Genomic DNA, 21,873 nt, shown 5'->3' on the forward strand with positions numbered 1-21,873 from the left:
GCCTCGATCGTCTACAAACGGCGAACTGAAAAAAGGAATAAGATCGGGGATGCTGCGCGTAGAGGACGTGCCTGTCGCCCAACAGCCCGGCAGTGGATGCGCCTGTTACCGTTTTTAGCTGCCAGTGATAGTGGTTCGTTTCCGGTCCCGCAACGGAGGCTGAAGCGATCGCTAAGGGCCAGCAACCTAACACCTAAAAACGTACTAAAGCGTACAAACCTGCCCGTATAAAAATGGTTCTATCAATCCCAATAAGTACTCTTTTAGGCCGCAAAACGTTCAGTGCAGGCTCAAAAATCGTTCCGGATCGCGGCAAACCACCCCGGCATAACATCGGGGGGCACTGTGACAGCGCCCCCCAGTTGGAACGGTCAAGCCAAACCGGTATTACTCGGCAGCCGGAGCGTTCAGGTACGCACCGAACAGCGCGTTGAAGTACGCGAAGTCGCCCACGCGGCCCACGTGCAGCGGGCTGGAAGCGTCCCACTGAACGATGTAGGACTCAACCACGTCGTTCGCATCGAGCGTCGAACCATCGTGGAAGGTCACGCCTTCGCGCAGGTGGAAGGTCCACTCGGTCGCGTCTTCGTTGCCTTCGTAGCTGACGGCCAGCGCCGGTTCAACAGCCGTGCCGCCAACCTGGTAGGACAGCAGCGCTTCGTTGATCTGCTCGCAAGCACGCAGCGATTCGCCGTCGGTCTCATCTGCGCAGTACAGGCCGATAGGCTCTGCGTTCTGCATCCAGACCAGCTGATCGCCATCCGGGTTTTCCATCACGCCGAAGTATTCGTTGCCCAGCGGGCTGGCGTGCGCGCCAGTGATGGCCGCGCGGAAGGCCGTCGCGGACGCACCATGCGCGACCGGGATCATCGGGACGAGGTCCTTGATCGCCTGATTCGCGGTGACGTACAGGGCCAGACGGGCCTGCGGGTCGCTCAGCTGACCGGCTTCGGCAAGCGGTGCGGTGATTTCGGGGAACAGGTCACCGAACTGCGGGGTCGCGCCGGAACCGAAGTGGTAGTCCAGGAAGTTCGTCGCGTCAGGATAGTCGGCGTTCCATCCCAACAGGTAGAAGGGCAGTTCGCCCGCGTTCGCTGCGTCGATGAACGCACCGGATTCCATCACGTTGATGTTCACGGTGATGCCGAGGTTCTCAGCAAGCTGGGCCTGCAGGTCTTCCGCCACGCGGCCCGGCTCGGGCAGGTACGGGCGAACGACGTCACGGTAGGACAGCTCAAGCTCGAACCCATCCGGGTAACCGGCGTCGGCCAACAGCGCGCGCGCCGCTTCAGGATCGAAGTTGTACCAGGAGACTTCGGGCGTGTAACCGAAGATCGCGGGCGGCATGAACTGGGTCGCCACGATCGAGCCTGCCGGGTAGAAGTTGTCCACAATACGCTGGCGGTCGATGCCCATCGCAAGGGCCTGACGCACGCGCACGTCGGTGAACGGTTCCATCGTGTTGTTGAAGCCGATGTAGAAGACGTTCAGCGGAGGACGGTCATAGAGTGCCAGATCGGAATTTTCACGAATGGTGGCGAAGTCATCGGGGCTGGGGTTGTCGATGCCGTCCACCGTGCCCGCCTGAAGTTCGTTCAAGCGCGCCGCGCCTTCGGAGTTCCAACGGAAGACCAGGGTAGCTTCCTTCGCAGGCTCGCCCCAGTAGCCATCGTACGCCTTCAGGGTCAGACTGTCGCCACGGGTCCAGGTGTCGAGCATGTAGGGGCCGGTCCCGATCGGATGATCGATCAGGTCGCCACTGCCGCCGGTCTGCTCCAGGTAATCGGAGCTGTTGATCGGGAACGCGGAGAACGCGACTTTGGTCGGGAACGCCGGATCGGACGTGCACAGGGTAAATTTAACGGTCAGTTCATCAATCGCTTCAATCGACTTGAAGCCCGCGCCACCACCGGTGTAATCGCAGTTTTCGGCGGCCAGCGACATCGGCTCAAAGTCTTGCGCCTTGGTGGTCGCAGGGGCAACCACCGCGGAAACAACCATCACGATAACCAACAGGGCGAGGCTGGTATATCTAAATGTGCGTGACATCATAGGTCCCTTCTATCTCCTAGCTCTACGTGCAAATAAGCGCAGATTGCCAGATGAGAAACATCCTCCGCGATAGGCTCTCCTTTCGCCGCGTCGTACTTAAAGCGTAGCCGAGGTTTGAATAAGACAGAAGGTACAAAAAACCATATGTCTTAAAATACCGAATAGGTGAAGACTTAGCAAGATAAAGCCATGCCAATGGACTGTGTAGGGGAAATAGTAAAAATCTCGTGCACAGCACTCACCCAGCGACTATAGCGTGTGCCAACGTGTTCTATCTTGTTCATTATACACAAATTCACCGCTTAAACGGTGCACTACAGTCAAGTGAGCATTTTTCGGACTCTTTGTAATCCTGCGCGATTCTCCTGTACAATTAAGCTAGTAGAGATGGTAGTTTACGCAGACGTCAACCTCCGGCGTAACACTCAGTACCCCGGCAAGCTTCTCCGGCTAACTTCTATCCCTACATCACTCGTTATGCTTGGCATCAAAAGGAGTCTTCCAATGCCAGACCGTGTTACAGGTGTCGTCAAGTGGTTCAACGCCGATAAGGGGTACGGGTTTATCGCCCAGGACCATGGCCCAGATGTGTTCGTGCATCACAGCGCGATCCGCGCCGAGGGATTCCGCAGTTTGAACGAGGGTGATCGGGTCGAGTTCACAGTGACCCAGGGGCAGAAGGGGCCGCAAGCCAGCGACGTCATCCGCCTGAAGTAAATACGTACGCGCGCTGCCGGTAGAAAACAACGTCCAACAGGAGAAGCAGCGGCCAACGTTATTTCAGCCACGTATATAATTGAGACAAGCGGCGGTGCTCCCCACCCGCCGCTTTTTATTTGCCGTGTTACCCGTTCCGCCCTACTGCGGGTTCTGCGCGAACCACTCCAGCACGACGCCGATCTGGTCGATGTGGCGGTCGAAATCGTGATCCATGCTGTCGCGGCCAATGATCGCGTTGAAGTAGCTCAGCGCCAGCCCGTACCCGCCCGACTGTCCGCTGAGCGAGTGGTCGCCGCCGGGGATGGTGGTCAGCGTTACATCGCCGCCCGCCGCCAGGATCGCCTTATACAGCTTGCGCGACTGGTCCACCGACACCTGATCGTCCGCTTCGCCGTGCAGAATGAGCAGGGGCGTCTTGATCAACGACGGCCAATACATCGCCGAGCGCATCTCGTACCAGTCCCATGCCTCGCCGGGCGTTTTGCCGATCAGGGGCAGGTAGATCGTGTTTACCACGTCAGGGCGCTCTTTGGCCCAGGCGAACAGGTCCGCCACCCCGCCGATGGTCACCGCCGCCTGGATGTCGTCGCGCCAGTTGGTGCCTTCCCACTTGAGGGCCATATACGTCACCATGCCCCCGCGCGATCCGCCCATCATACCGATGCGGCCCGGATCGACGTTGGGCAGCGCCTGCAGCAGCGGGATCAGGGCCAGCACGTCGTTGACCTCGCCCCAGCCGAACTGCTCCGCGCCTTCGCTGCCGCCCACGCCGCGATACTGCGACGCGACCGCGACGTAGCCGCATTCGACCAGCGGCACGATCTCGCGGCCCACCAGCCTGCCGCCGCCCCAGACGCCGCCGTGATTGTAGATAATGGCGGGATAGCGCGTGTTGCCCTTCGGCCAGCCGATGAAGGCTTTGATGCGCAGGCCGTCGCTCCAATAGGTCAGGCGGTAATATTCGGCATTGTCCGACGCGTAAAACATTTCCATGCTCTCGATCGCGCCGTTGGGCGGCGTAGAGGGCGCGTCGTCCTGGGCGTGGGAGCGCGTCGCCGCGCCCAACAGCAGCGGCCCCACCAGCGCCGCGAGAAGTAGTGCACGTAACACCAATCGCATCCGTGTCGTCATAAAAGTCTCCCTACCGGGCCAGATAATCACACGTTCATGATAGTCACGAAGGGGATAATCGGGAAATGGGCCGTTGGTAGGGCGCGGACGGAAATGGGGAGAGGACAAAAAAACGGGCGGGTTGTAAACCCGCCCCTACCATATCATAAAACCGGCGGACGTTACCGCACGTACGCGGCGGGCTGGCCACCGTCCACGGTGATCATGCCGCCCGTGGTTTTGGCGCTGCGCGGCCCGGCGAAGAACAGGATCGCCTCCGCGATGTCGTCCGGCAGCACGGCGACCTTTAGCGTGTTGCGCTTGGCATAGAAGTCCTGAAGCTCATCCACACCGATGCCGTAGTTCTTCGCGCGGGCTTCCTTCCATTCGCTGTCCCAGATGCTGCTGCCCTGGATCACCGCGTCGGGCAGCACGCTGTTGACGCGGATACCGTGCTCGCCGCCCTCTTCCGCGAGGCAGCGCGCCAGATGGATCTCGGCGGCTTTCGCGGCGCTGTAGGCGCTGGCGCCCTTGCCTGCGACGATGCTGTTTTTGCTGGCGACGAAGACCAGCGATCCGCCGCGCCCCTGGGCCTTGAGCACGCGGAACGCTTCGCGCGCGACGAGGAAGTAGCCGGTGGCGAGAATGCTCTGGTTGCGGTTCCAGTCGGCCAGCGACGTCTCGGTGATCGGCGCGCCGCCCGCGATGCCCGCGTTGTTGATCACCACGTCCACGCCGCCGTACGCCAGCACCGCCTGCCGGAATGCTTCCACCACGGCGGCTTCGTCGGTGACGTTCATCGGCAGGAACAGGCCGCGCTTGTGGCCGTGCCTCTTGCTGATCTCGTCCGCGACCTGCCGCCCGGCCTCGGCGTTGATATCGGTAATGATGACGTGCGCGTCTTCCTTCGCCAGCCGCAGGGCCGTTGCGCGCCCGATCCCGCTCGCCGCGCCGGTGATCAGCACGACCTTGCCCGCCAGCTCGCGGGGCGGCGGCTTCAGGCGCAGCTTGTACAGCTCCAGCGGCCAGTACTCGATCGCAAACGCTTCGGAGGGCGTCAGACTGTTGAAGCCACCCACGGCCTCGCTGCCCGCAATCACGTCCACCGCGCGGTGATAGAGCTGGCGGCTGACATCGGCGTTCTGCGCGTCGCTGCCGGTGTTGATCATGCCCACGCCGGGCACGAGGATCACGCGCGGCGACGGGTCGTTGACGACGTCGCCGTCACTTTTGTTCGCCTCGAAGTATTCCGCGTAACCCTGCTTGTACTGCTCGATCTGATCCGGCAGTGAGGCGATCAGCGCGTCTACGCCCTCGGACGGATCCCACTGCACGAACAGCGGGCGCGGCTTGACGTGCACGAGGTGGTCGGGGCACGCCGCGCCGACCTGCGACACTTCGGGCGTGCGCTCGTAGCTGACGTAATCGAGCACTTTCGGATCGTCGTCAAAGGCCAGGATCGCGCTGCGGCGGTCGCTGACCGCGCCGCGAATGACCGGCATGATCTGAATCGCAATCTCGCGGCGCTGTTCGGCGTCCAGCGGGGCGACCTTCACCGCGCCGAAGACGCGCTTGCCGTTGGCCTTGTCCTTGATGTAGTCCTCAGCTTCCTGAATGACCGCGATGGTGTGATCGTAGGTGCTCTTGGACTCTTCGCCCCAGGTGACGAGGCCGTGTTTGCCCATCACCACGCACTCGATGTTCGGATTGTCGCGGACCTTGCCGCCGATCCACTTGCTCAGCGTGAAGCCGGGCCGGATGTACGGCACCCACGCCATGCGGTCGCCCCACAGATCGCGGGCAACGGCTTCGCCGTCCGGCGCGCAGGCGAGGCTGATCACCGCGTCGGGATGGGTGTGATCGACATGCTTGTGCGGCACGAACGCATGCAGCAGCGTCTCGATGCTCTGGCGCGGGCGGCCCGGCTCGAAGGCCGTAAAGCTGAGGTAGTCGATCATTTCCTCGTCGGTCATCGCTTCGCGGTCGAACAGGGGATAGATATCGGCCATGCGCAGCAGCGCGAACTGCCTTGCAACGATGGTCAGCACGTCCGATCCGCTGGCCTTGACGGCGAGCACTTCCGTTTCGCGGCTCATGTGATCGGGCAGCATCAGCTTGGAGGAGGTGTTGCCGCCGTAGATGTTGACCACCGCCCGGTCGCGGCCCAGTAAATTGGAGCGGTACACAAGGCCGTCGAGGTCGGGGAGTGCGGCGGCTTCCTGCGCGTTCCACAAATTTTGAGGCATCACATTCTCCTGTAGCAAAGGTTTAGTTTTAGGGAGTTGTTGGTTCCATGTGTTCACAAGATGAGTGACAGCAGGTGGGCCATCCCCCATTCCCTGGCCGCTTCCCTCACGCGCGCGGAGGGAAGCGCGACAAGCGGGGCGGACGCGGATCAACGAGTTCATCCGGCCACCGCAGAGACCTCACCCCCGGCCCCTCTCCAATCAAGTTGGAGAGGGGAGACAAACAAATATCCGGAGGGTTTGTAGGGGCGGGTTTGCAACCCGCCCTTTACGGTCCCAAACTTAAGCGTGAAAACGCATCGCTGGCGGTGCAGTCCCGCTTTTGCTTTGCTAACGGCTCACCGCGAATCACTAATCGCGCGGTTTAGGCCCAGCCGCTGCCCGACGAGCCGCGCGCGTCCGCGATCTTCTTTTCGTAGCCGCTGGCCTTCAGCGCCGCGAGCGGGTCGGGGTCGATGCCCTTCTCCTCGCGGATCTTCGCCAGCAGCGGGCGCACGTCCGTCTCGTAGGCTTCCATCATCAGGCGGTGCGCGCCGAGCACGTCACCCGCCGCCTGCGCTTCGGCCAGCTTGGCGCGGTTGACCAGCAGCGCCTTGGCATAGGCGGTCTGGCAGTTGATCACGCTAATGATCGCGCCTTCGATCTTGGCCTCGATGTTGTAGTTCTGGTCGAGCATGTAGGCCACGTTGGCGGCCTTGTCTTCGCCGCGCACCAACTCGTAGAAGATCTCGAACAGTTCGAGCGGGTTGACCGTGCCCACGATCAGGTCGTCGTCGGCGTACTTGCGCGAATTGAAGTGGAACCCGCCCAGGCGGCCTTCGTCCAACAGGAACATCACGATCTGCGCGATGTTGGTGCCCTGCGCGTGATGGCCAGTATCGACCAGCACTTCCGCCTTCGGACCCAGCTTGAGGCACATGGCGTACGACGTGCCCCAGTCGGGCAGGTCGGTGCTGTAGAAGGCCGGTTCGAAGAACTTGTACTCGACCAGCATCCGCTTGCCGTCGGGGATCTCCTTGTACAGCTCGGCCAGCCCATGCTCCAGGCGGTGCTTGCGCGAGCGCATGTCGTCCTGCCCGGCGTAGTTCGTGCCGTCGGCCAGCCACACGCTGAGCAGTGAGCCGTCCACGGCCTTCATGACTTCGATGCACTCCACGCCGTGCGCGATGGCTTCTTCCCGCGCGCCCGCGTCGGGGCTGCACAGCGAGCCGAGCTTGTACTGCGGCTCCTGGAACCAGTTGGGGTTCACCGCACCGATGCTGATGCCCTGGGTTTCGGCTTCCTGCTTGAGCGCGCTGTAGTCTTCGGTCTTGTCCCACGGAATGTGGATCGCAATCGACGGCGCGACGCCGGTCAGGTTGTTGACGAACGCGGCGTCCGCCACGCGCTCATGAATGTCGCGCGCCGCCCCCGGCCACGAAAAGACCTGGAAGCGCGTGCCCGCGTTGCCAAAGCTCCAGGACGGCAGTTCGATCTTCTGATCGTGCAGCTTCTGTTTCACCGCGCCCAGATCGATGCCCCGCGCGGCGATCTGATCGGCGAGCGCCTCGTAGTACTTGAGCATGTCAACCATCTTGTTTCCTCAATTTCTGATACGGCCTGTAGAAGCCATAAACGCACGTATAACGCAGCGATCCCGTAAGTTTATTTGAGTGGCGACTTTGAATGACCACGCAGGCAAAAATAAAAACAAACCATCATACGCGCTCAAAGAAGGAATAAGTAACGACCCCCCCACAGGGCGGCGGCCCCTCCCGCCGAACTCGACAGAAGGGGCCGCACCATACCTGGACGACTAGAAATCGAAGTCGTCGATGTTATCGGTCGTGAAGACGGTGGGCGGGCCAAGCAGGATTTCGCTGCCGTTGACTACGGGCAGCGTGCCCAGACGCCCGGCTTCAACTTCGGTCGCGCCCGGCAGCAGCGTGCCATCGACCACGGCGCGCATCACGTAGACCGTCGCGTAGCCGAGGTCAACGGGATTCCACAGTACGACCTTCGGCGCGCAGCCGTTCTTCACGAACGGGCGCATCTGGTTCGGCGTGGAGATGCCGATCACAACGGTGTCTTCGCAGACGCCCATCTGGCTCAGCGCGTCAGCGCCACCAGGAGCGGCCACACTGGACATAGCGAAGATGCCGTCCAGGTCGCTGCCGTACTTGTTGACGAGTTCCTGCGCGCGCTGGAAGGCCAACTGCTGGTCTTCTTCAGACGGCACGGTCTCGAGGTAGTTGAGGTCCGGATAGCACTTCTCGCTGTAGGCGAGCATCTCGGAGATCCAACGGTTCTGGTTGGGGGCCGTCAGCGAGCTGGTGATGATCGCCACGCTGCCATCCGCACCGACTTCTTCCACCATCGAATCGACGAGGGCCTTCGCCATCCCGTTGAAGGTCGCCTGATTCACGAACCACTCACGCGCATCCGGCTCGGAGTTCGCGTCGAAGCCGACCACGTGCACACCGGCTTCCAGCGCACGGCGCAGCGCGGGCGAGATCGCCACGGGGTCGTTCGAGGCAAACATGATGCCGTCGATGCCCTGGGTGACGTAGTTCTCGATGAACGTGATCTGGTCGTCCACGTTCGCTTCGGTCGGGGCGTCGGTGATGACTTCCACGTTGCCCAGCTCATCAGCCGCTTCGTTCATGCCTTTGGTCGTCGCCGCAAAGTAGGCGATACCGATCAGCTTCGGCAGGTCCAGCACGCGGATGGCTTGCCCGGCCTTGTCGGGCGCGTCAACCGGCTGGCCGCCGTCGTAGGTCATCGCTTCTTCTGCTATCGCGGTCGCTTCCGCGTCCATGGTGGCATCGGCAGCCATCTCGTCTTCGCCGGGGCATGCCAACGGATTGGTGGGGAGATCATCTTGAGCTTTAGCGGGAGCCGCGAACGCCAGAGGGCCTGCCACCAGGGTAAGCACAATCAGGGCGATAAGCGTTCTCTTCAACATGCGCATTCTCTCCTTGATGTAATCTCGTTAGTTTCGACTTGCTGATAAGATTCTTAGGTCACGCAAGTGCAGCGATTTTGCGGTTCGACATCACCTCCTTTGATAAATGCTGCACCCTACGCCCGCTGCAAACGCTTCTGAATGAAATTGTTCGCCAAAATAGCGAAGATCAGCACGACGCCGATCACAACGATCGTCGCGTCGCCCTTGACCCCGCTGAGGGAAAGTCCGTTTTTCAAAAGCTGGATCAGCACCAGACCGAGCATCGTGCCCGTGATGGTGCCCGTGCCACCCATGATGCTCGTGCCGCCCAGCACCACCGCCGCGATCACGTCCAGTTCCAGGCCCGTGCCAGAGTCGGCGCGGGTGGTGCTGACGCGCGAGGTGAAGATGAACGCCGCCAGCCCGGACATAAACCCGGCAAAGGTGTAAATGAACAACAGGTAGCGATCGACCGGGATGCCCGCGAAACGCGCGCCGGTGACGTTGTTGCCAATGGCGTACAGGCCGCGCCCGAACGGGGTGCGCGCCAGCAAGATGCCGGAAAAGATCGCGCCGACGATCAAAAACCAGATCTGCGTCGGCAGGCCCAAAAAGTCGCCCGCGCCAAAGCGGAAGAACCAGTCCGGGTAGCCGCGCGCCGACCTCGCTTGGCTGATGCCGTAGGCCAGCCCGCGATAGAGCGCGAGCGTCGCCAGCGTCATGATGATCGGTGGCACTTTGACGTAGACGATGAACAGGCCGTTGAGCAGGCCCGACAGCGTGCCGATGGCGATGCACGCCACGACCGCCACTTCCAGCGGCCAGCCCTGTTCCTGCCACAGCCAGCCAAGCATCACCGCGCTGAAGCCCAAAATGGACCCCACCGACAGGTCGATACCCCCGGTGATGATGATGTACGTCATGGGCAGCGCGATCAGTCCAACTTCGGTCAGCAGGCGGGCCTGATTGAGCAGGTTATCCGTCGTGAGGAAGTTATTGGACGTGATCGAAAGCACGATGACCGACACAATCATAATGGCGACCAGCACGCCTTCCTGCCGGAGGGCGAAATCGCGCAGTTGAAGCGCCAGCGTTGGGCGTTCCTGCTCTGCTTCACGCATACCCATAACTATTGTCTCCCGATGGCGGCCATCTGGCGGCGGCGGCGCACGATATCGACCAGGACGGTCAGCAAAATCATGATGCCCTGCACAGCCTGAAGCCAGTAGGCCGACACATTTACAAAGATCATGCCGGAGTTGATGGTACGGATGAGGATCGCGCCCATCAGCGCGCCGATGACGGTTCCGCTGCCGCCCAGGATGCTGACCCCGCCGACGACTGCCGCCGTGATGACGGTCAGCTCCAGGCCGGACGGCACGCTCGACTGGATGGTCGTGAACTGCGTGGTATACAGCACGGACGCGACACCGACCATCAGGCCATTGATCAGGAAGACCATCATCAGCACGCGCTGTTCGGACAGGCCGGACAGCCGCGCCGCTTCCTTGTTGCCGCCGATGGCGTAAATCGCGCGGCCCGCCGGGCTGTAGCGCATCCACAGCGCGGCCAGGATCACCAGCGCCACCATGAAGTAGATCGGCATGGGGATGCCAAGCGGCTGCTTTTGCGACAGGAAGAAGTCCTGCGGCAGGTCGTAAATCCACGCGCCGCCGGTCGCCAGGATCAGGCCGCCGCGCAGAATGCTCGCCATGCCCAACGTCACGACGATGGCCGGAATACGCAGGAACGCGACGAAGTAGCCGATCACGCCTTCGATCAGGATGCCGACGACGACCGGGGCCAGCCACGCGATCCAGACCGGGTAGCCGTGCACGGCAAGCTGGCCGGAGATGGTGCCCAGCACGCCGATCAGCGCGGCGATGGAGATGTCGATGTTGCCGGTAATGATCACCAGCGTCATGCCGATGGCCGCTACGGCGATATAAGCGCTGTTCGAGAGGATATTGAGCAGATTGCGCTCGGCCCCAAAGCGCGGGTTATAGCTGTAAATAAGCAGGCTGAGCACGACGATCAGCGCCGCCAGAATGAACTCCTGGCTGCCGATCACGCTCAAGGAGCTGCGCACCCGCTCGGTCAGGCCTGCCGCCGGGGATTCGATGCGTTTGGTCGTCGCGGTCATTTCGTTATGCCTTCTTGCTGCTCGATCGCCGGGATCGGAGGTACGATGGTCGCGCCGCCGTTCGTCGCGCTCATCATCGCGGTCGCTACCCTCTCCTGCGTCGCTTCCTCGCGGCTGAACTCCGCGACGACGTGACCTTCGCGCATGACGATAATGCGGTCGCTCATGCCCAAAATCTCCGGCATTTCGCTGGAAATCATCAGCACGGCCATGCCCTGCTGGGCCAGCTCGCTCATCAGGCGGTGGATTTCGGCCTTCGCGCCCACGTCGATGCCGCGCGTCGGCTCGTCCATGATCAGCACGCGCGGCTTGCTCGCCAGCCACTTGCTGACCACGACCTTCTGCTGGTTGCCGCCGGACAGTTTTTCGACCACCTGGGACGGGCTGTACGCGCGGATGTTGAGCTGGTCGATCATGCGCCGCGCCAGGCTGCGCTCCTCGGTGCGGTTGATGAACGGTCCCTGCGTCAGCGAGCGCAGGATCGCCAACGAAATGTTGTCGCGCACGGTCATCTGCTTGATCAGCCCCTGCGTGCCGCGATCTTCGGGCACGTAGGCGATGCCCAGCCGCATTGCGTCGCCGGGGTGGCGGACCGTCACCTTTTTACCGTCCACCAGGATCTCGCCGCCTTTGGCGGGCGTGATGCCGAAGATCACCTGCGCCAGCTCGCTGCGTCCGGAGCCGATCAGCCCGGCCAGCCCGACGATCTCGCCCGCCCGCAGCGTCAGGTCCACGCCCAGCGTGAACGGCTTGCGCCACAGGTCGCGCACTTCGAGCACCGGCTCGCCGATCTCGGTTTCCAGCTTGGGGAACAGGTTATCGACCGTACGCCCGACCATCATGTTGATCAGGTCGGATTCGTTCGTGTCGCTCACCTGCTTCGTGCCGATGTAATGCCCGTCGCGCAGGACCGTCACCCGGTCGGCCAGAGTGAAAATTTCCTGCATGCGGTGGCTGATGTAGATGATCGACACGCCGCGCTCTTGCAGCAACCGCACAATCTTGAACAACTGCTCGACATCCGCCTCGGTCAGCGCGGCGGTCGGCTCGTCCATGATCAGGATGCGCGCGTTCTGCGACAGCGCCTTAGCGATCTCGACGCGCTGGCGGTTGCCCACCGTCAGCGTGCCGACCTTGCGCGACACGTCCAGGTTGAAGATTTCGAGCGAGGCGAGGATCTCGCGGGACTGCTCGCGCATTCTGGGCCAATCAACCATGCCCAGGCTGTTGCGCGGGGTGTGCCCCATAAAGATGTTTTCGGCCACGGAGAGATCGGGATAGAGGCCCAATTCCTGGTAGATGGTGGCGATCCCGGCGTGCTGCGCCTGCCGGGGGTTGTCGAACTCGACCGGCTCGCCGTTGAGCCGCATCTCGCCCGTATCGGGCTTGTGCACCCCGGAGATCACCTTAATCAGCGTGGATTTACCCGCGCCGTTTTCGCCTACCAGCGCGTGCACCTCGCCCTGCAGCACGTCGAACCCGACGTCGCTGAGCGCCTGCACGCCCGGAAAGCGCTTGCTGATGTGTTCAAGCTCAAGAATGGGTGGCATAGAGTACTCTTTATCGACTGAAAACTAGTTGGTTGAGAAACGCATTATTGAAAAACGGTCAATAACCGGCAGGCGACGGTGTCACCCTTCACTGGTTATACAGCAGCGCCTGCCGGTCAGCACATCGGAACAGTCAGCCTAACACGTTTCACAACCCTACCGCAAATCAGCTAATCCGTCGTGACGTAAGCACGGAAGCGTTCGAACGCCTCGTTCCACGCGTCCGTATGTTTGGGCGTGTAGTGCACCGGCTCGACGGACCGGCTCAGAATGGCGCGCGCCTCGGCCACACTGCCGATCTCGCCCAGCGCGATGAGCTGCATGATGCCGTTGCCCAGCGCGGTTGCCTCGTACGGCCCGGCGATCACGTCGCGCCCGATGGAATCGGCGGTCATCTGGCACAGCAGTGCGTTGCGCGCGCCGCCGCCGATGATGTGCAGCCGGTCCACCGTCTTGCCCGACAGCCGCAGCAAGTTATCCAGCGCATACCGGTATTTCAGCGCGAGGCTTTCGTACACGGTGCGCACGATCTGGCCGTGTGTCTCCGGTATGGGCTGGCCCGTCGTGCGGCAGAACTCGCGGATGCGCCCCGGCATGTCGCCGGGCAGGTTGAACAGCATGTCGTCGGGATCGATGAAGCTGCGGAACGGTTCCGCGTCCACGGCGATACGCGTCAGATCGTCGTAACTGTACTCGGTGCCTTCGCTGCGCCACATCGCGCGGGACTGCTGCACCAGCCACAGCCCGACCACGTTCTTCAGGAAGCGGTACGTGCCGTTCACGCCGCCCTCGTTGGTGACGTTGGCGGCATAACTGGCGTCGTCAATCACCGGGTGATCGAGTTCAAGGCCCAGCAGGCTCCACGTCCCGCTGCTGAGGTAGGCGTAATTGGCGGTCGTGGTGGGCACAGCGACCACGGCGCTGGCCGTGTCGTGCGAGGCGGGCGAGATAACCGGGATGCCCTGATACTCGCCGCGCCGCGTGCCGGGCGGCACGATCTCGGGGAACATACCAGTCGGCACGCCGATCTCGCGCAGCGTCTCGAAGTCCCAGTTGCCCGCGCGCGGGTTGTAGATCTGCGACGTGGTGACGTGCGTGAACTCGCAGGCTTTGCTGCCGCTCAGCCAGTAATGCAGCAGGTCGGGGAAGGTGAGATACGTGTCGGCCATCTCCAACAGCGGGCTGTTCGACGCGGCCAGGCTGGCAAGCTGGTAGAGCGTGTTGAGCGCCATGAACTGAATGCCGGTGCGCTCGAACACGGTCCGGCGCGGCACACGCTCGAACACCCAGTCCAGCATGCCGTCGGTGCGGCTGTCGCGGTAGTGCACGGGGTTCGCCAGCAGCTTGCCCTGGCGATCCAGGAAGGCGAAGTCCACCCCCCACGTATCGACGCCGACCGACGCCGCGCCGTCTTTGGCGGCCTCGATGCCCTGCGTGATCTCGTTCCACAGGCGCAGAACGTCCCAGTAGATCGTGCCCTGGATGGTAGCGGAGGTATTGGGGAACCGGTGTATCTCCGTCTGGTCGAGGCATTGGCCGTCGAACCGCACGACCATCACGCGCCCCGACTCCGCGCCGAGATCCACCGCAATAACACGTTTGTCAGCCATAAACAACTCGTTTTCTCGCGGTCAAAATATTAAGTGACCGGCCAAAACCAACCCCCTGGAACTCTTACGAGATCCTGTCGGGTGAACTGTGAAACGTTACATACCCTTGAAAAAAATAAAGACAGTCGGGTTGCCTGTATCGCTACAAAGCGCCTGTCTGTCTTTGGTAATCTAGCGCAAGCTTGCCCTCACTGTGGAATTCACCGGCCAACGCCGCCACACAACCGGAACTCTCGGGCAACTCACTCAGGACTATAAGAGATATGCTTTCGTTTGCTTTCTATAGCTTTCAGGATATACCAGCTCGAAAGCCCTGTCAATATTGCGAACGGATGCACAAGCGCTAGGTTTCGTCGGGCACGACGGTGACCTTCGCGCCCAGCATTTCCAGCGCCGAGACCATATCCCCCGGCGCGCCGCTCGACGTGATCACGGTCGAAATCTCCTGCGGGGGCAGCATGGTATAGGGCGCGACCTGCCCCCACTTGCTGGCATCCACCAGCAGGATCGTTTTCAAGCAGCGGGCCATCGTCGCCTGCTTCAATATCGCCTCGTCGCCGTCCACTTCCGTGGCTCCCACCGCAAGGTCCAGCCCGCGCGCGCCAAAAAACCCGATGTTCAGGTTGATCTTGGGCAGCGTATCCGGCTCCCCGACCAGGGAGATCGAGTCACGCCGCACCCGCCCGCCGGGCAGCAGCACTTGAATGTGCGGGCTGTCCAGAAACGCCTGCGCCACGATCAGACTGTTGGTGACCACGGTGAGTTTTTCGAGCCGCTTCAAGTACGGGACCATCGCGTAGGAGGTCGTGCTGCTGTCGAGCGCGATGCTGTAGCCTTCCTGCACCAGCGCGACCGCCGCCAGCGCGATGGCTTCCTTCTGGTGGCGGCTTTTGATCAGCCGGACGTTGAACGACAGCTCCTGCACGGGCGCGCCAACGGTGCGGATCACCGCGCCGCCGTAGGTGCGCTCCAGACGGCCCGCCTGTTCCAGCGCCCGCAGATCCTGGCGGATGGTCACGGCGCTAACCTGCATCTCGTCGCTGAGTTCTTTGACTGCCACCCGCCCGCGCTGGTTGAGCCGCTCAAGAATGGCGCGGCGTCGTTCTTCCACGAATAGAGGCTCAGACATCGCTTTGTGCCTTCGGCCACAAGTGAAAACAACCGAAATAAAAAGAAATATTTTCTGCTGTCATTGTATAGTCGATCCGGGGGGCGTTGTCAACAGGATCGGTTTTCCCGGCCCGCACGCAGGAGCCGCTTTCATCCGGCGGACGCCGCTTCCGGCACGCGATAGGGCACGGTTTGCGGGCCTTCCGGCATGACGGCGATGCGCGCATCGCGGCCATATTCGGCGCGCAGGGCCTCGACCGTAGCGGCGATGTCGCGGCATGGCTCCAGCAGCGCACCGCGAAGCTGTTCGTCGCTCAGGTAATCGGAATAGACGAACACGCGCGCCTTCTGCTGCACCTTCGCTTGAATCTGCGCCTGCCACTGATCCTGGCGCGGCGTCTCCCACGAGAGGATGTTCGCCAGCAGGTGATCGGGGCTGGTCGCGTCGTGCAAAAGCTGGCCGTACAGCCCGTGATCGGGGATGCCATCCCAACACTCGGAGGCGATGACGATCGCGCCGCCCTGCCGCACGGCCTGCGCCGCCGCGCTCATGCCTTTCACGGCTTGATAGAGGTTCAGGTCCAGCGGGTAGCCGGAATTGGTCGTGATCACCACGTCGAACGGCTCGCGGATGGGGACCATCGCCGTGCGCCGCACGAAGTCGATGCCCGCCTGATGCGCCGTGTCGAGATCCCCGGCGAAGATCCCGGTGATGTGCTTGTCGCGGTTGAGCGTCACGTTGAGCACAAAATCCGGCTCCGTGCGCAGGGCGCATTCGCGCGCTTCTTCCCAGATCGGGTTGCCCCAGGTGACGCCCCACGTCGCGTTGGGGCTGCCGATCATGCCCGCGTCGTGATTGCCGAGCACGGTCGCCTGTCCCGCGATGCCGGGCATCACCGATTTGCCGCCGCCCGAAAAACCCGCGAAGAAATGCGGTTCGATGAACCCGGTCAGGATCTTGACGTCCGCGTCCATATAGGCGCGGTTGACCCATAACTCGTGCCCGAACGACGTGGTGCCCAGGTGCACCTGCGTCGAGGCGTCGAACGCGTCGCTCTGCTCGATCCGGCAGCGATCCACAACCGCGTCGCCCAACATGCGGCGCAGCTCGTCGTCGGTGTTGGGGCGATGCGTGCCCAGCGCATTGACCAGCACTATCTGCTCTGGCGGGACGTGATCCAGCTCGGCCAGAAGCGCGGGAATCAGCAGGTGGTTGGGCGTCGGGCGCGTGATGTCGCTGAACACGATCGCCACCGTGTCCCCGGCCCCGACACGCTCATGGAGCGGCGCGCCATTCAGCGGCGCGCGCAGCGCCTCCCGCAGCGCGGCGGCCTCGTCGGGCAGGCCCGGCACGAATGCCGGTTCGAGCACGGTCACGTTGGCGTCGTCGGGCAGCGACAGCGGCAGGCCCTGTTTGCCATAAGCGAGCTTGATCTGCATTGTATTTCTCCTGGCCCCAGCCAGCGACCTGATGATTCACCGTTCTTAAGGGTGATTGTACTGCACAGAACTTCCCGAAAGCGACTTCGTATTGACTTTCGTTTTGTTTCATTATATTCTGATATAGAACCAAAACAAAAGAAAATGATCGACTTTACCTCGCCTGTGCGCTGCAAGCCCGGCGAGGTCGCTGTGTGAATTCAATGAGTGGTCAGCCCGGCGCGGTATAATGTGCCGGATAGAATATAGGGTAAAGCAGAGGGCAAACGATGAGCAATTTCCCCGTCTTGGACGAGCAGGCTGCACGTGAAGAAATCTGCCAGGTGGGCCGCCGCCTGTACGACCTCTTCCTCGTCGCCGCAAACGACGGCAATATTTCGGTGCGCGTCAACGAAAACGAAATCGTGATGACGCCGACGAACATCAGCAAGGGCTTCATGACGCCTGACGATCTCGTCAAGCTCGATCTGGACGGCAACCTGATCTCGAACAACGGCGTGCACAAGGCATCGTCCGAGCGGCGCATGCATCTGGCCGTTTACCGCGAGCGCGAAGACGTGCGCGCCGTGGTACACGCTCACCCGCCGACCGCGACGGGCTTCGCCGTGGCGAACGTCAGCCTCGACCAGCCGTTCCTGCCGGAAGTCGTGGTGCGCGCGGGCGTGGCCCCGGTCGTGCCCTACGCGATCCCCGGCGGCGAAGAACTGCCCAATTCCATCGTGCCCTACGTCAAGGACCACAACAGCCTGCTGCTGGGCAACCATGGCGCGGTGGCGTATGGCCCCACGCTGCGCGATGCCCTGTTCAACATGGAAACGCTGGAACTCAATGCGCGCATCTTCCTCGTCGCGCACCAGTTGGGCCACATCGAATATCTCAATGAGGCCCAGGTCGAGGCGCTGCGCGAGCGCTACGGCTGCTAACGCCTCCATCTTCCAGGTATAAACCAGGAGCGCCGCACGGTAAGCTGTGCGACGCTCCTGCTGTTTTACGTGCTGCCCCGGCGCTAGGCCGATGCCGCGTTTAGCTCGGCCATCTGCGCGTCGCTCAATGTGATATTGAGCGCGCCCATGTTGTGCTCGTACTGCGCCATGCCGCTCATGCCGAAGATCGGGATCACCTGGGGCTGGTGGTGCAGCAGCCACGCCAGCACAAGCTGGCTGTTGCTCACGCCCAACTCGCCCGCCATCTTGCTCAGGACATCCAGCCGCACGCGCGAATCGTCGGAGTCGTACAGCGACCAGTTGTAGTAGCGCGCGCGTTTCTCCGCGTCGTCGTAGATACCCTTCAGCAGCGGCGAATAGGCTACCAGCGCGATCTCGTCGTTGGCGCGGAAGTAGTCGAGCATTTCGCCATCGACATGCGCGCCGACGCCGAAATCCACGCCCGGCTTGGGCCGCAGGTACGAGTACTCCTGCTGCGCGGCGACGTAGTGCACCCAGCCATGCGCCGCGCTGATCGCCCGCGCCCGCTCCATCCGCCACGTGCGGTAGTTGCTGCACCCGATGTAGCGGACCTTACCCTCCTGCACCAGATCATTCAACGCGTCCAGCGTCTCTTCGAGCGCGGTGTTCCGGTCGTCGATGTGCGCGTAGTAGAGGTCGATGTGATCGGTGCGCAGCCGCCGCAAGCTGTCCTCGACGCTGCGCTTGATCGTATCCTTCGCCAATCCCTGATACTCGCCGGGCACTTTCTCCCAGGGGATATCGCCCTGCGCGTTGCGAATGTGGGCCGGGTCTTTCAGACGCGCGCCCGTTTTCGTCGCAAGGAACAGGCGATCGCGGCTGCCGCGCGCCTGCATCCACTCGCCCAGCAGCGTCTCGCTCTCGTCCCCGATAAATTCGCCGTTCCCGACCCACCACGCGTAACAGTTGGCCGTGTCGAGGAACGTGCCGCCGTCTTCCACGAAGCAGTCCAGCATCGCGTACGAGGTCGCCGCGTCGATCGTGCTGCCCATCAACATGCAGCCGAGGCTGACCTGGCTGACCTGTTCGCCCGTTTTACCCAGTTCGACCATTTTCATCGTGCATACTCCCGCTTGCTTGCGGCGGCTCACCGCGTTGGATGCGCCGCCCGGAACCCTTAACAGACAGCATATCGCTTTGAGCGCGCTCGAAGTCAAGAGGGTCGCGCGATGCCTTGAGCAACTTCACGAGCCAGCCCACGCTCCGGCTGTTACAATGGACTCATTCCGGTTGTTCCGCAGGCAAGGAGGCAGATGTGAAGACAGGTTTTATCGGACTTGGCACGCTGGGCAAGGCGATGGCGCAGCGGTTGATCGAGCAGGATGTCGAGTTGGTGGTGTGGAACCGCACGCTCGAAAAGGCGGACGGCCTGAGCGCGGATGTCGCGTCCAGCCCCGCCGGGGTGCTCGCGCGGGCGGATCTGGTGTTCCTCAACCTGCGCGACAGCGCCGCCGTGGAAGACGTGCTCACCGGCGACAACGGCCTGCTCAGCGCGGACTGCACGGGCAAGATCATCGTGGACACGACAACAAATCACTTCGAGCCGGTGGTGGGCTTCGCAGAGATGGTCGCGGCGCGCGGCGGGCAGTACCTCGAAGCGCCGGTGGCGGGCAGCGTCGTACCCGCGTCGAAGGGCGCACTGACGATCTTCGTCAGCGGCGACGAAAGCGCCTTCGAGCAGGCGCGGCCCACCCTGGAACACCTGGGGCAAAAGCTGTTTTTCCTCGGCGCACCGGGCCTCGCCACGCGTATGAAACTGGTCAACAACATGGTGCTGGGCACGTTCATGGCAACCCTGGCCGAAGCGGTCGTGCTGGGCGAAGCGGCGGGCCTGGGCAAAGCGCAGGTGATCGAGATGCTGGCGGCGGGCGGCGGTAATTCCGGCGTGCTCAACGCCAAGCGCCAGAAGCTGCTCGACGAGGACTTCTCGCCGCACTTTTCCGTCTCGAACATCTACAAGGATCTGCACTACCTGCTCGATCTGGCGCGCACGGTCGGGCATCCGGCCTTCACCGGCAGCGCCTCACGCGATCTGTTCGCGCTGGCTGCGCTGCAAGGCCACGCCGAAGACGATTTTTCCGCGATTTACGCGGCGCTCAAGGGGTCGGAGAAGTAGAGGCTATTGCGAAGATCGACTCGTAGGGGCGTATTGCGATACGCCCCTGTTTTTCGCGGATTAACGGAGGGCGGCGGGCGTTGGTCGGACCTCACCTCCAGCCCCTCTCCAATCCAGGTTGGAGAGGGGAGCAAAACCCAGATCCGTAGGGTCGGGTTTGCCCTACCCGGTCTTTCGCTCAACGGGCGATGCAAGCATCGCCCCTACGCAAGCTGGGGTCCGCCGCAGTCCGTGGGCATCCGTTGATCGGCGCTCGCGTCAAAATACGCTTCTTGTTCTTGACTCACAACTGAAAACGAACGACTAAAAACCGCCTTTACGCCCGCCGCCGCGAATTGACCAGCGACACGCCGGACAGAATCGCCGCGCCGCCGATCAGCATCAGCGGGCGCATCGGCTCGCCCAGGATCACGGCGGCGGTGACGACCGTCACCAGCGGCTCGACGTAGAGGAAAACCCCCACCTTCGACGCATCGAGCTCCGCCAACCCGTCATACCAGAACAGATACGCCAACCCGGAGACGAACACCAGGGTAAAGCCGAGCGCCAGCCAGCCTTCCGCGTCAAGCTGGCTGAGCTCCTGCCACGCCTGCCGCGCGACGAAGATCGGCACGGTCATCAGGCCGCCCAACGCCATGACGTACAGCGTCAGCATGGCGGGCGCGCAGTGGCGCAGGGTGCGCTTGCTGTACACCGAAAAGATCGCCCATGTGACCGTAGTGGACAGCGCCAGTAGATCGCCGTTGGTGCTCGGCAGCCCCAGCATATCCAGCCCGCCCGCCTGGCTGATCACGATCAGCAGCGCGCCGCCCAGCGCGATCACGAAGCCGAGCGCTTGCAGCCGCCCAAACGTCTCGCCCAGCACCCGCCACGCCAGCAGCGAGATCCCCAGCGGCGTGAGCGACACCATCCAGCTGGTGTTGGTGGCGCTGGTCAGGCGCAGGCTGATGGCCTGGAGCGACAAATGCACCGCCACGCCGATAAACGCCAGCACCACCAGTTCGCGCAGCAGCGATCCGTGAACCGGCCCGGTCCACTGCTTGCGCACCAGCATCAGCAGGAACAGCAGCAGCGCGCCGCCCAACGTGCGCAGCGTGATCAGCGTCAGCGGGTGAATCTGCCCCACGATGATCTTGGTGGCGACGAATGACGTGCCCCAGATGACGACCGACGCCAGCACTTTGAGGCGCGCCATCAGCAGGCGGTTCGAAGAGGCCGGAAGCGGCTGCGCGACCGGGGTGGAAACGGAAGTGCTCATGGCAGGGTGCACGCTTTCTTAAACCGGGCGGGGAGCGTAATCGCCCAAGTGTACTGCGCGGCAGGTGAAACGCGAATTTACGCCTGCCGGGGCGGATGTGTGGGAACCAGAGCCGGGGGTATACTTGCGTGCAAGCGAAGTTATTGAAGCCCCCAGGAGACTTTATGCATACCCAAACAGTGTTATCTCATGCGGATGCCATGACCGTCGTGAATGCCATCCGCGCCGAACTGGAGCGGCTGGGCAAGGGCGCGGCGATCGCCGTCGCGGACGAGCACGGCGAGCTGCTAGCCTTTTTGCGCACGGACGGCTGCAAGCTGTCCTCGGTGAGCGTGGCGATCAACAAGGCGTTCACCGCCGCGCGCGACCTGCGCGACTCAAAAGCCGTGGGCGACGCCATGCGCGACGAGCACTTCCCCATGACCAACTTTGGCGATCCGCGTTACACCGCCTGGGGCGGCGGCGTGGTGATCGACTACCAGGGGGAGATCGTCGGCGCGGTCGGCGTCAGCGGGCTGAGTGAGCAGGAAGACATCGACCTGTCGCGCCTGGGCATCGCGGCGTTGAATCTGGGCTAGCACATTCGCACTCGCCCGGCACGATCGCAGTAACACCATCGAAGTAAAA

At 62.5% G+C, this 21,873-nt stretch carries 17 protein-coding genes; 4 read left to right on the top strand and 13 right to left on the bottom strand.

The features are described from left to right. Positions 1-387: 387 nt before the first annotated feature. On the bottom strand, positions 388-2,049 hold the full coding sequence (locus V7116_RS09610) for an ABC transporter substrate-binding protein (RefSeq protein ID WP_324391697.1): 1,662 nt from the start codon (positions 2,047-2,049) through the stop codon (positions 388-390). A gap of 507 nt (positions 2,050-2,556) precedes the next feature. Here V7116_RS09610 and V7116_RS09615 point away from each other — a divergent pair. After that, on the top strand, positions 2,557-2,769 hold the full coding sequence (locus tag V7116_RS09615; protein WP_324391698.1) for a cold-shock protein: 213 nt from the start codon (positions 2,557-2,559) through the stop codon (positions 2,767-2,769). A 141-nt stretch (positions 2,770-2,910) separates the two neighbouring features. Here the strand turns inward: V7116_RS09615 and V7116_RS09620 are convergent, their stop codons facing one another. The 10 genes from V7116_RS09620 to larA form a co-directional block, all read right to left on the bottom strand. Beyond that, entirely contained in the window at positions 2,911-3,903 is a 993-nt protein-coding gene (locus V7116_RS09620) for an alpha/beta hydrolase family protein (RefSeq protein ID WP_324391699.1), read from the bottom strand. A gap of 161 nt (positions 3,904-4,064) precedes the next feature. After that, positions 4,065-6,128 carry a bifunctional aldolase/short-chain dehydrogenase gene (locus V7116_RS09625; protein WP_324391700.1) on the bottom strand — a complete coding sequence of 688 codons (2,064 nt, stop codon included), beginning with the start codon at positions 6,126-6,128 and terminating at the stop codon, positions 4,065-4,067. Positions 6,129-6,492: 364 nt separating this feature from the next. Beyond that, entirely contained in the window at positions 6,493-7,692 is a 1,200-nt protein-coding gene (gene rhaI / locus V7116_RS09630) for an L-rhamnose isomerase (protein ID WP_349258493.1), read from the bottom strand. 231 nt (positions 7,693-7,923) lie between these two features. Then, a complete protein-coding gene (locus V7116_RS09635; RefSeq protein WP_324391702.1) occupies positions 7,924-9,072 on the bottom strand; it encodes an autoinducer 2 ABC transporter substrate-binding protein in 1,149 nt (382 codons plus the stop codon). Between the two features lie 116 nt (positions 9,073-9,188). Next, entirely contained in the window at positions 9,189-10,181 is a 993-nt protein-coding gene (locus V7116_RS09640) for an ABC transporter permease (RefSeq protein ID WP_324391703.1), read from the bottom strand. Positions 10,182-10,183: 2 nt separating this feature from the next. Further along, the gene (locus tag V7116_RS09645) at positions 10,184-11,197 is read right to left on the bottom strand and encodes an ABC transporter permease (RefSeq protein ID WP_324391704.1); all 1,014 of its coding nucleotides are present in this window, start codon (positions 11,195-11,197) and stop codon (positions 10,184-10,186) included. Beyond that, positions 11,194-12,747, bottom strand: a complete 1,554-nt coding sequence (locus tag V7116_RS09650) for a sugar ABC transporter ATP-binding protein (RefSeq protein WP_324391705.1) — start codon at positions 12,745-12,747, stop codon at positions 11,194-11,196. The genes V7116_RS09645 and V7116_RS09650 overlap by 4 nt, the downstream gene beginning before the upstream one ends. Before the next feature lie 170 nt (positions 12,748-12,917). Then, positions 12,918-14,357 (bottom strand): rhamnulokinase, encoded by a 1,440-nt coding sequence (locus V7116_RS09655; RefSeq protein WP_324391706.1) that lies wholly within the window; start codon positions 14,355-14,357, stop codon positions 12,918-12,920. Between the two features lie 343 nt (positions 14,358-14,700). Further along, a complete protein-coding gene (locus V7116_RS09660; protein WP_324391707.1) occupies positions 14,701-15,486 on the bottom strand; it encodes a DeoR/GlpR family DNA-binding transcription regulator in 786 nt (261 codons plus the stop codon). A gap of 131 nt (positions 15,487-15,617) precedes the next feature. Next, the gene (gene larA / locus V7116_RS09665; protein ID WP_324391708.1) at positions 15,618-16,907 is read right to left on the bottom strand and encodes a nickel-dependent lactate racemase; all 1,290 of its coding nucleotides are present in this window, start codon (positions 16,905-16,907) and stop codon (positions 15,618-15,620) included. Between the two features lie 269 nt (positions 16,908-17,176). Here larA and V7116_RS09670 point away from each other — a divergent pair, with 269 nt between their 5' ends. Continuing rightward, positions 17,177-17,830 carry a class II aldolase/adducin family protein gene (locus tag V7116_RS09670; RefSeq protein WP_324391709.1) on the top strand — a complete coding sequence of 218 codons (654 nt, stop codon included), beginning with the start codon at positions 17,177-17,179 and terminating at the stop codon, positions 17,828-17,830. Between the two features lie 83 nt (positions 17,831-17,913). On the opposite strand, the gene V7116_RS09675 is transcribed toward V7116_RS09670, so the two are convergent. Beyond that, on the bottom strand, positions 17,914-18,930 hold the full coding sequence (locus tag V7116_RS09675) for an aldo/keto reductase (protein ID WP_324391710.1): 1,017 nt from the start codon (positions 18,928-18,930) through the stop codon (positions 17,914-17,916). A 116-nt stretch (positions 18,931-19,046) separates the two neighbouring features. Between V7116_RS09675 and V7116_RS09680 the strand changes: the two genes are divergently transcribed. Continuing rightward, positions 19,047-19,988, top strand: a complete 942-nt coding sequence (locus tag V7116_RS09680) for an NAD(P)-dependent oxidoreductase (RefSeq protein WP_324391711.1) — start codon at positions 19,047-19,049, stop codon at positions 19,986-19,988. Between the two features lie 316 nt (positions 19,989-20,304). Here V7116_RS09680 and V7116_RS09685 read toward each other — a convergent pair whose 3' ends face one another. Next, entirely contained in the window at positions 20,305-21,246 is a 942-nt protein-coding gene (locus V7116_RS09685; protein WP_324391712.1) for a DMT family transporter, read from the bottom strand. Between the two features lie 164 nt (positions 21,247-21,410). On the opposite strand from V7116_RS09685, the gene V7116_RS09690 reads away from it, so the two are divergent. Beyond that, entirely contained in the window at positions 21,411-21,824 is a 414-nt protein-coding gene (locus V7116_RS09690; protein WP_324391713.1) for a GlcG/HbpS family heme-binding protein, read from the top strand. Positions 21,825-21,873: the final 49 nt, after the last annotated feature.

Source organism: Aggregatilinea sp. (assembly GCF_036822615.1).
Lineage (GTDB): Bacteria > Chloroflexota > Anaerolineae > Aggregatilineales > Aggregatilineaceae > Aggregatilinea.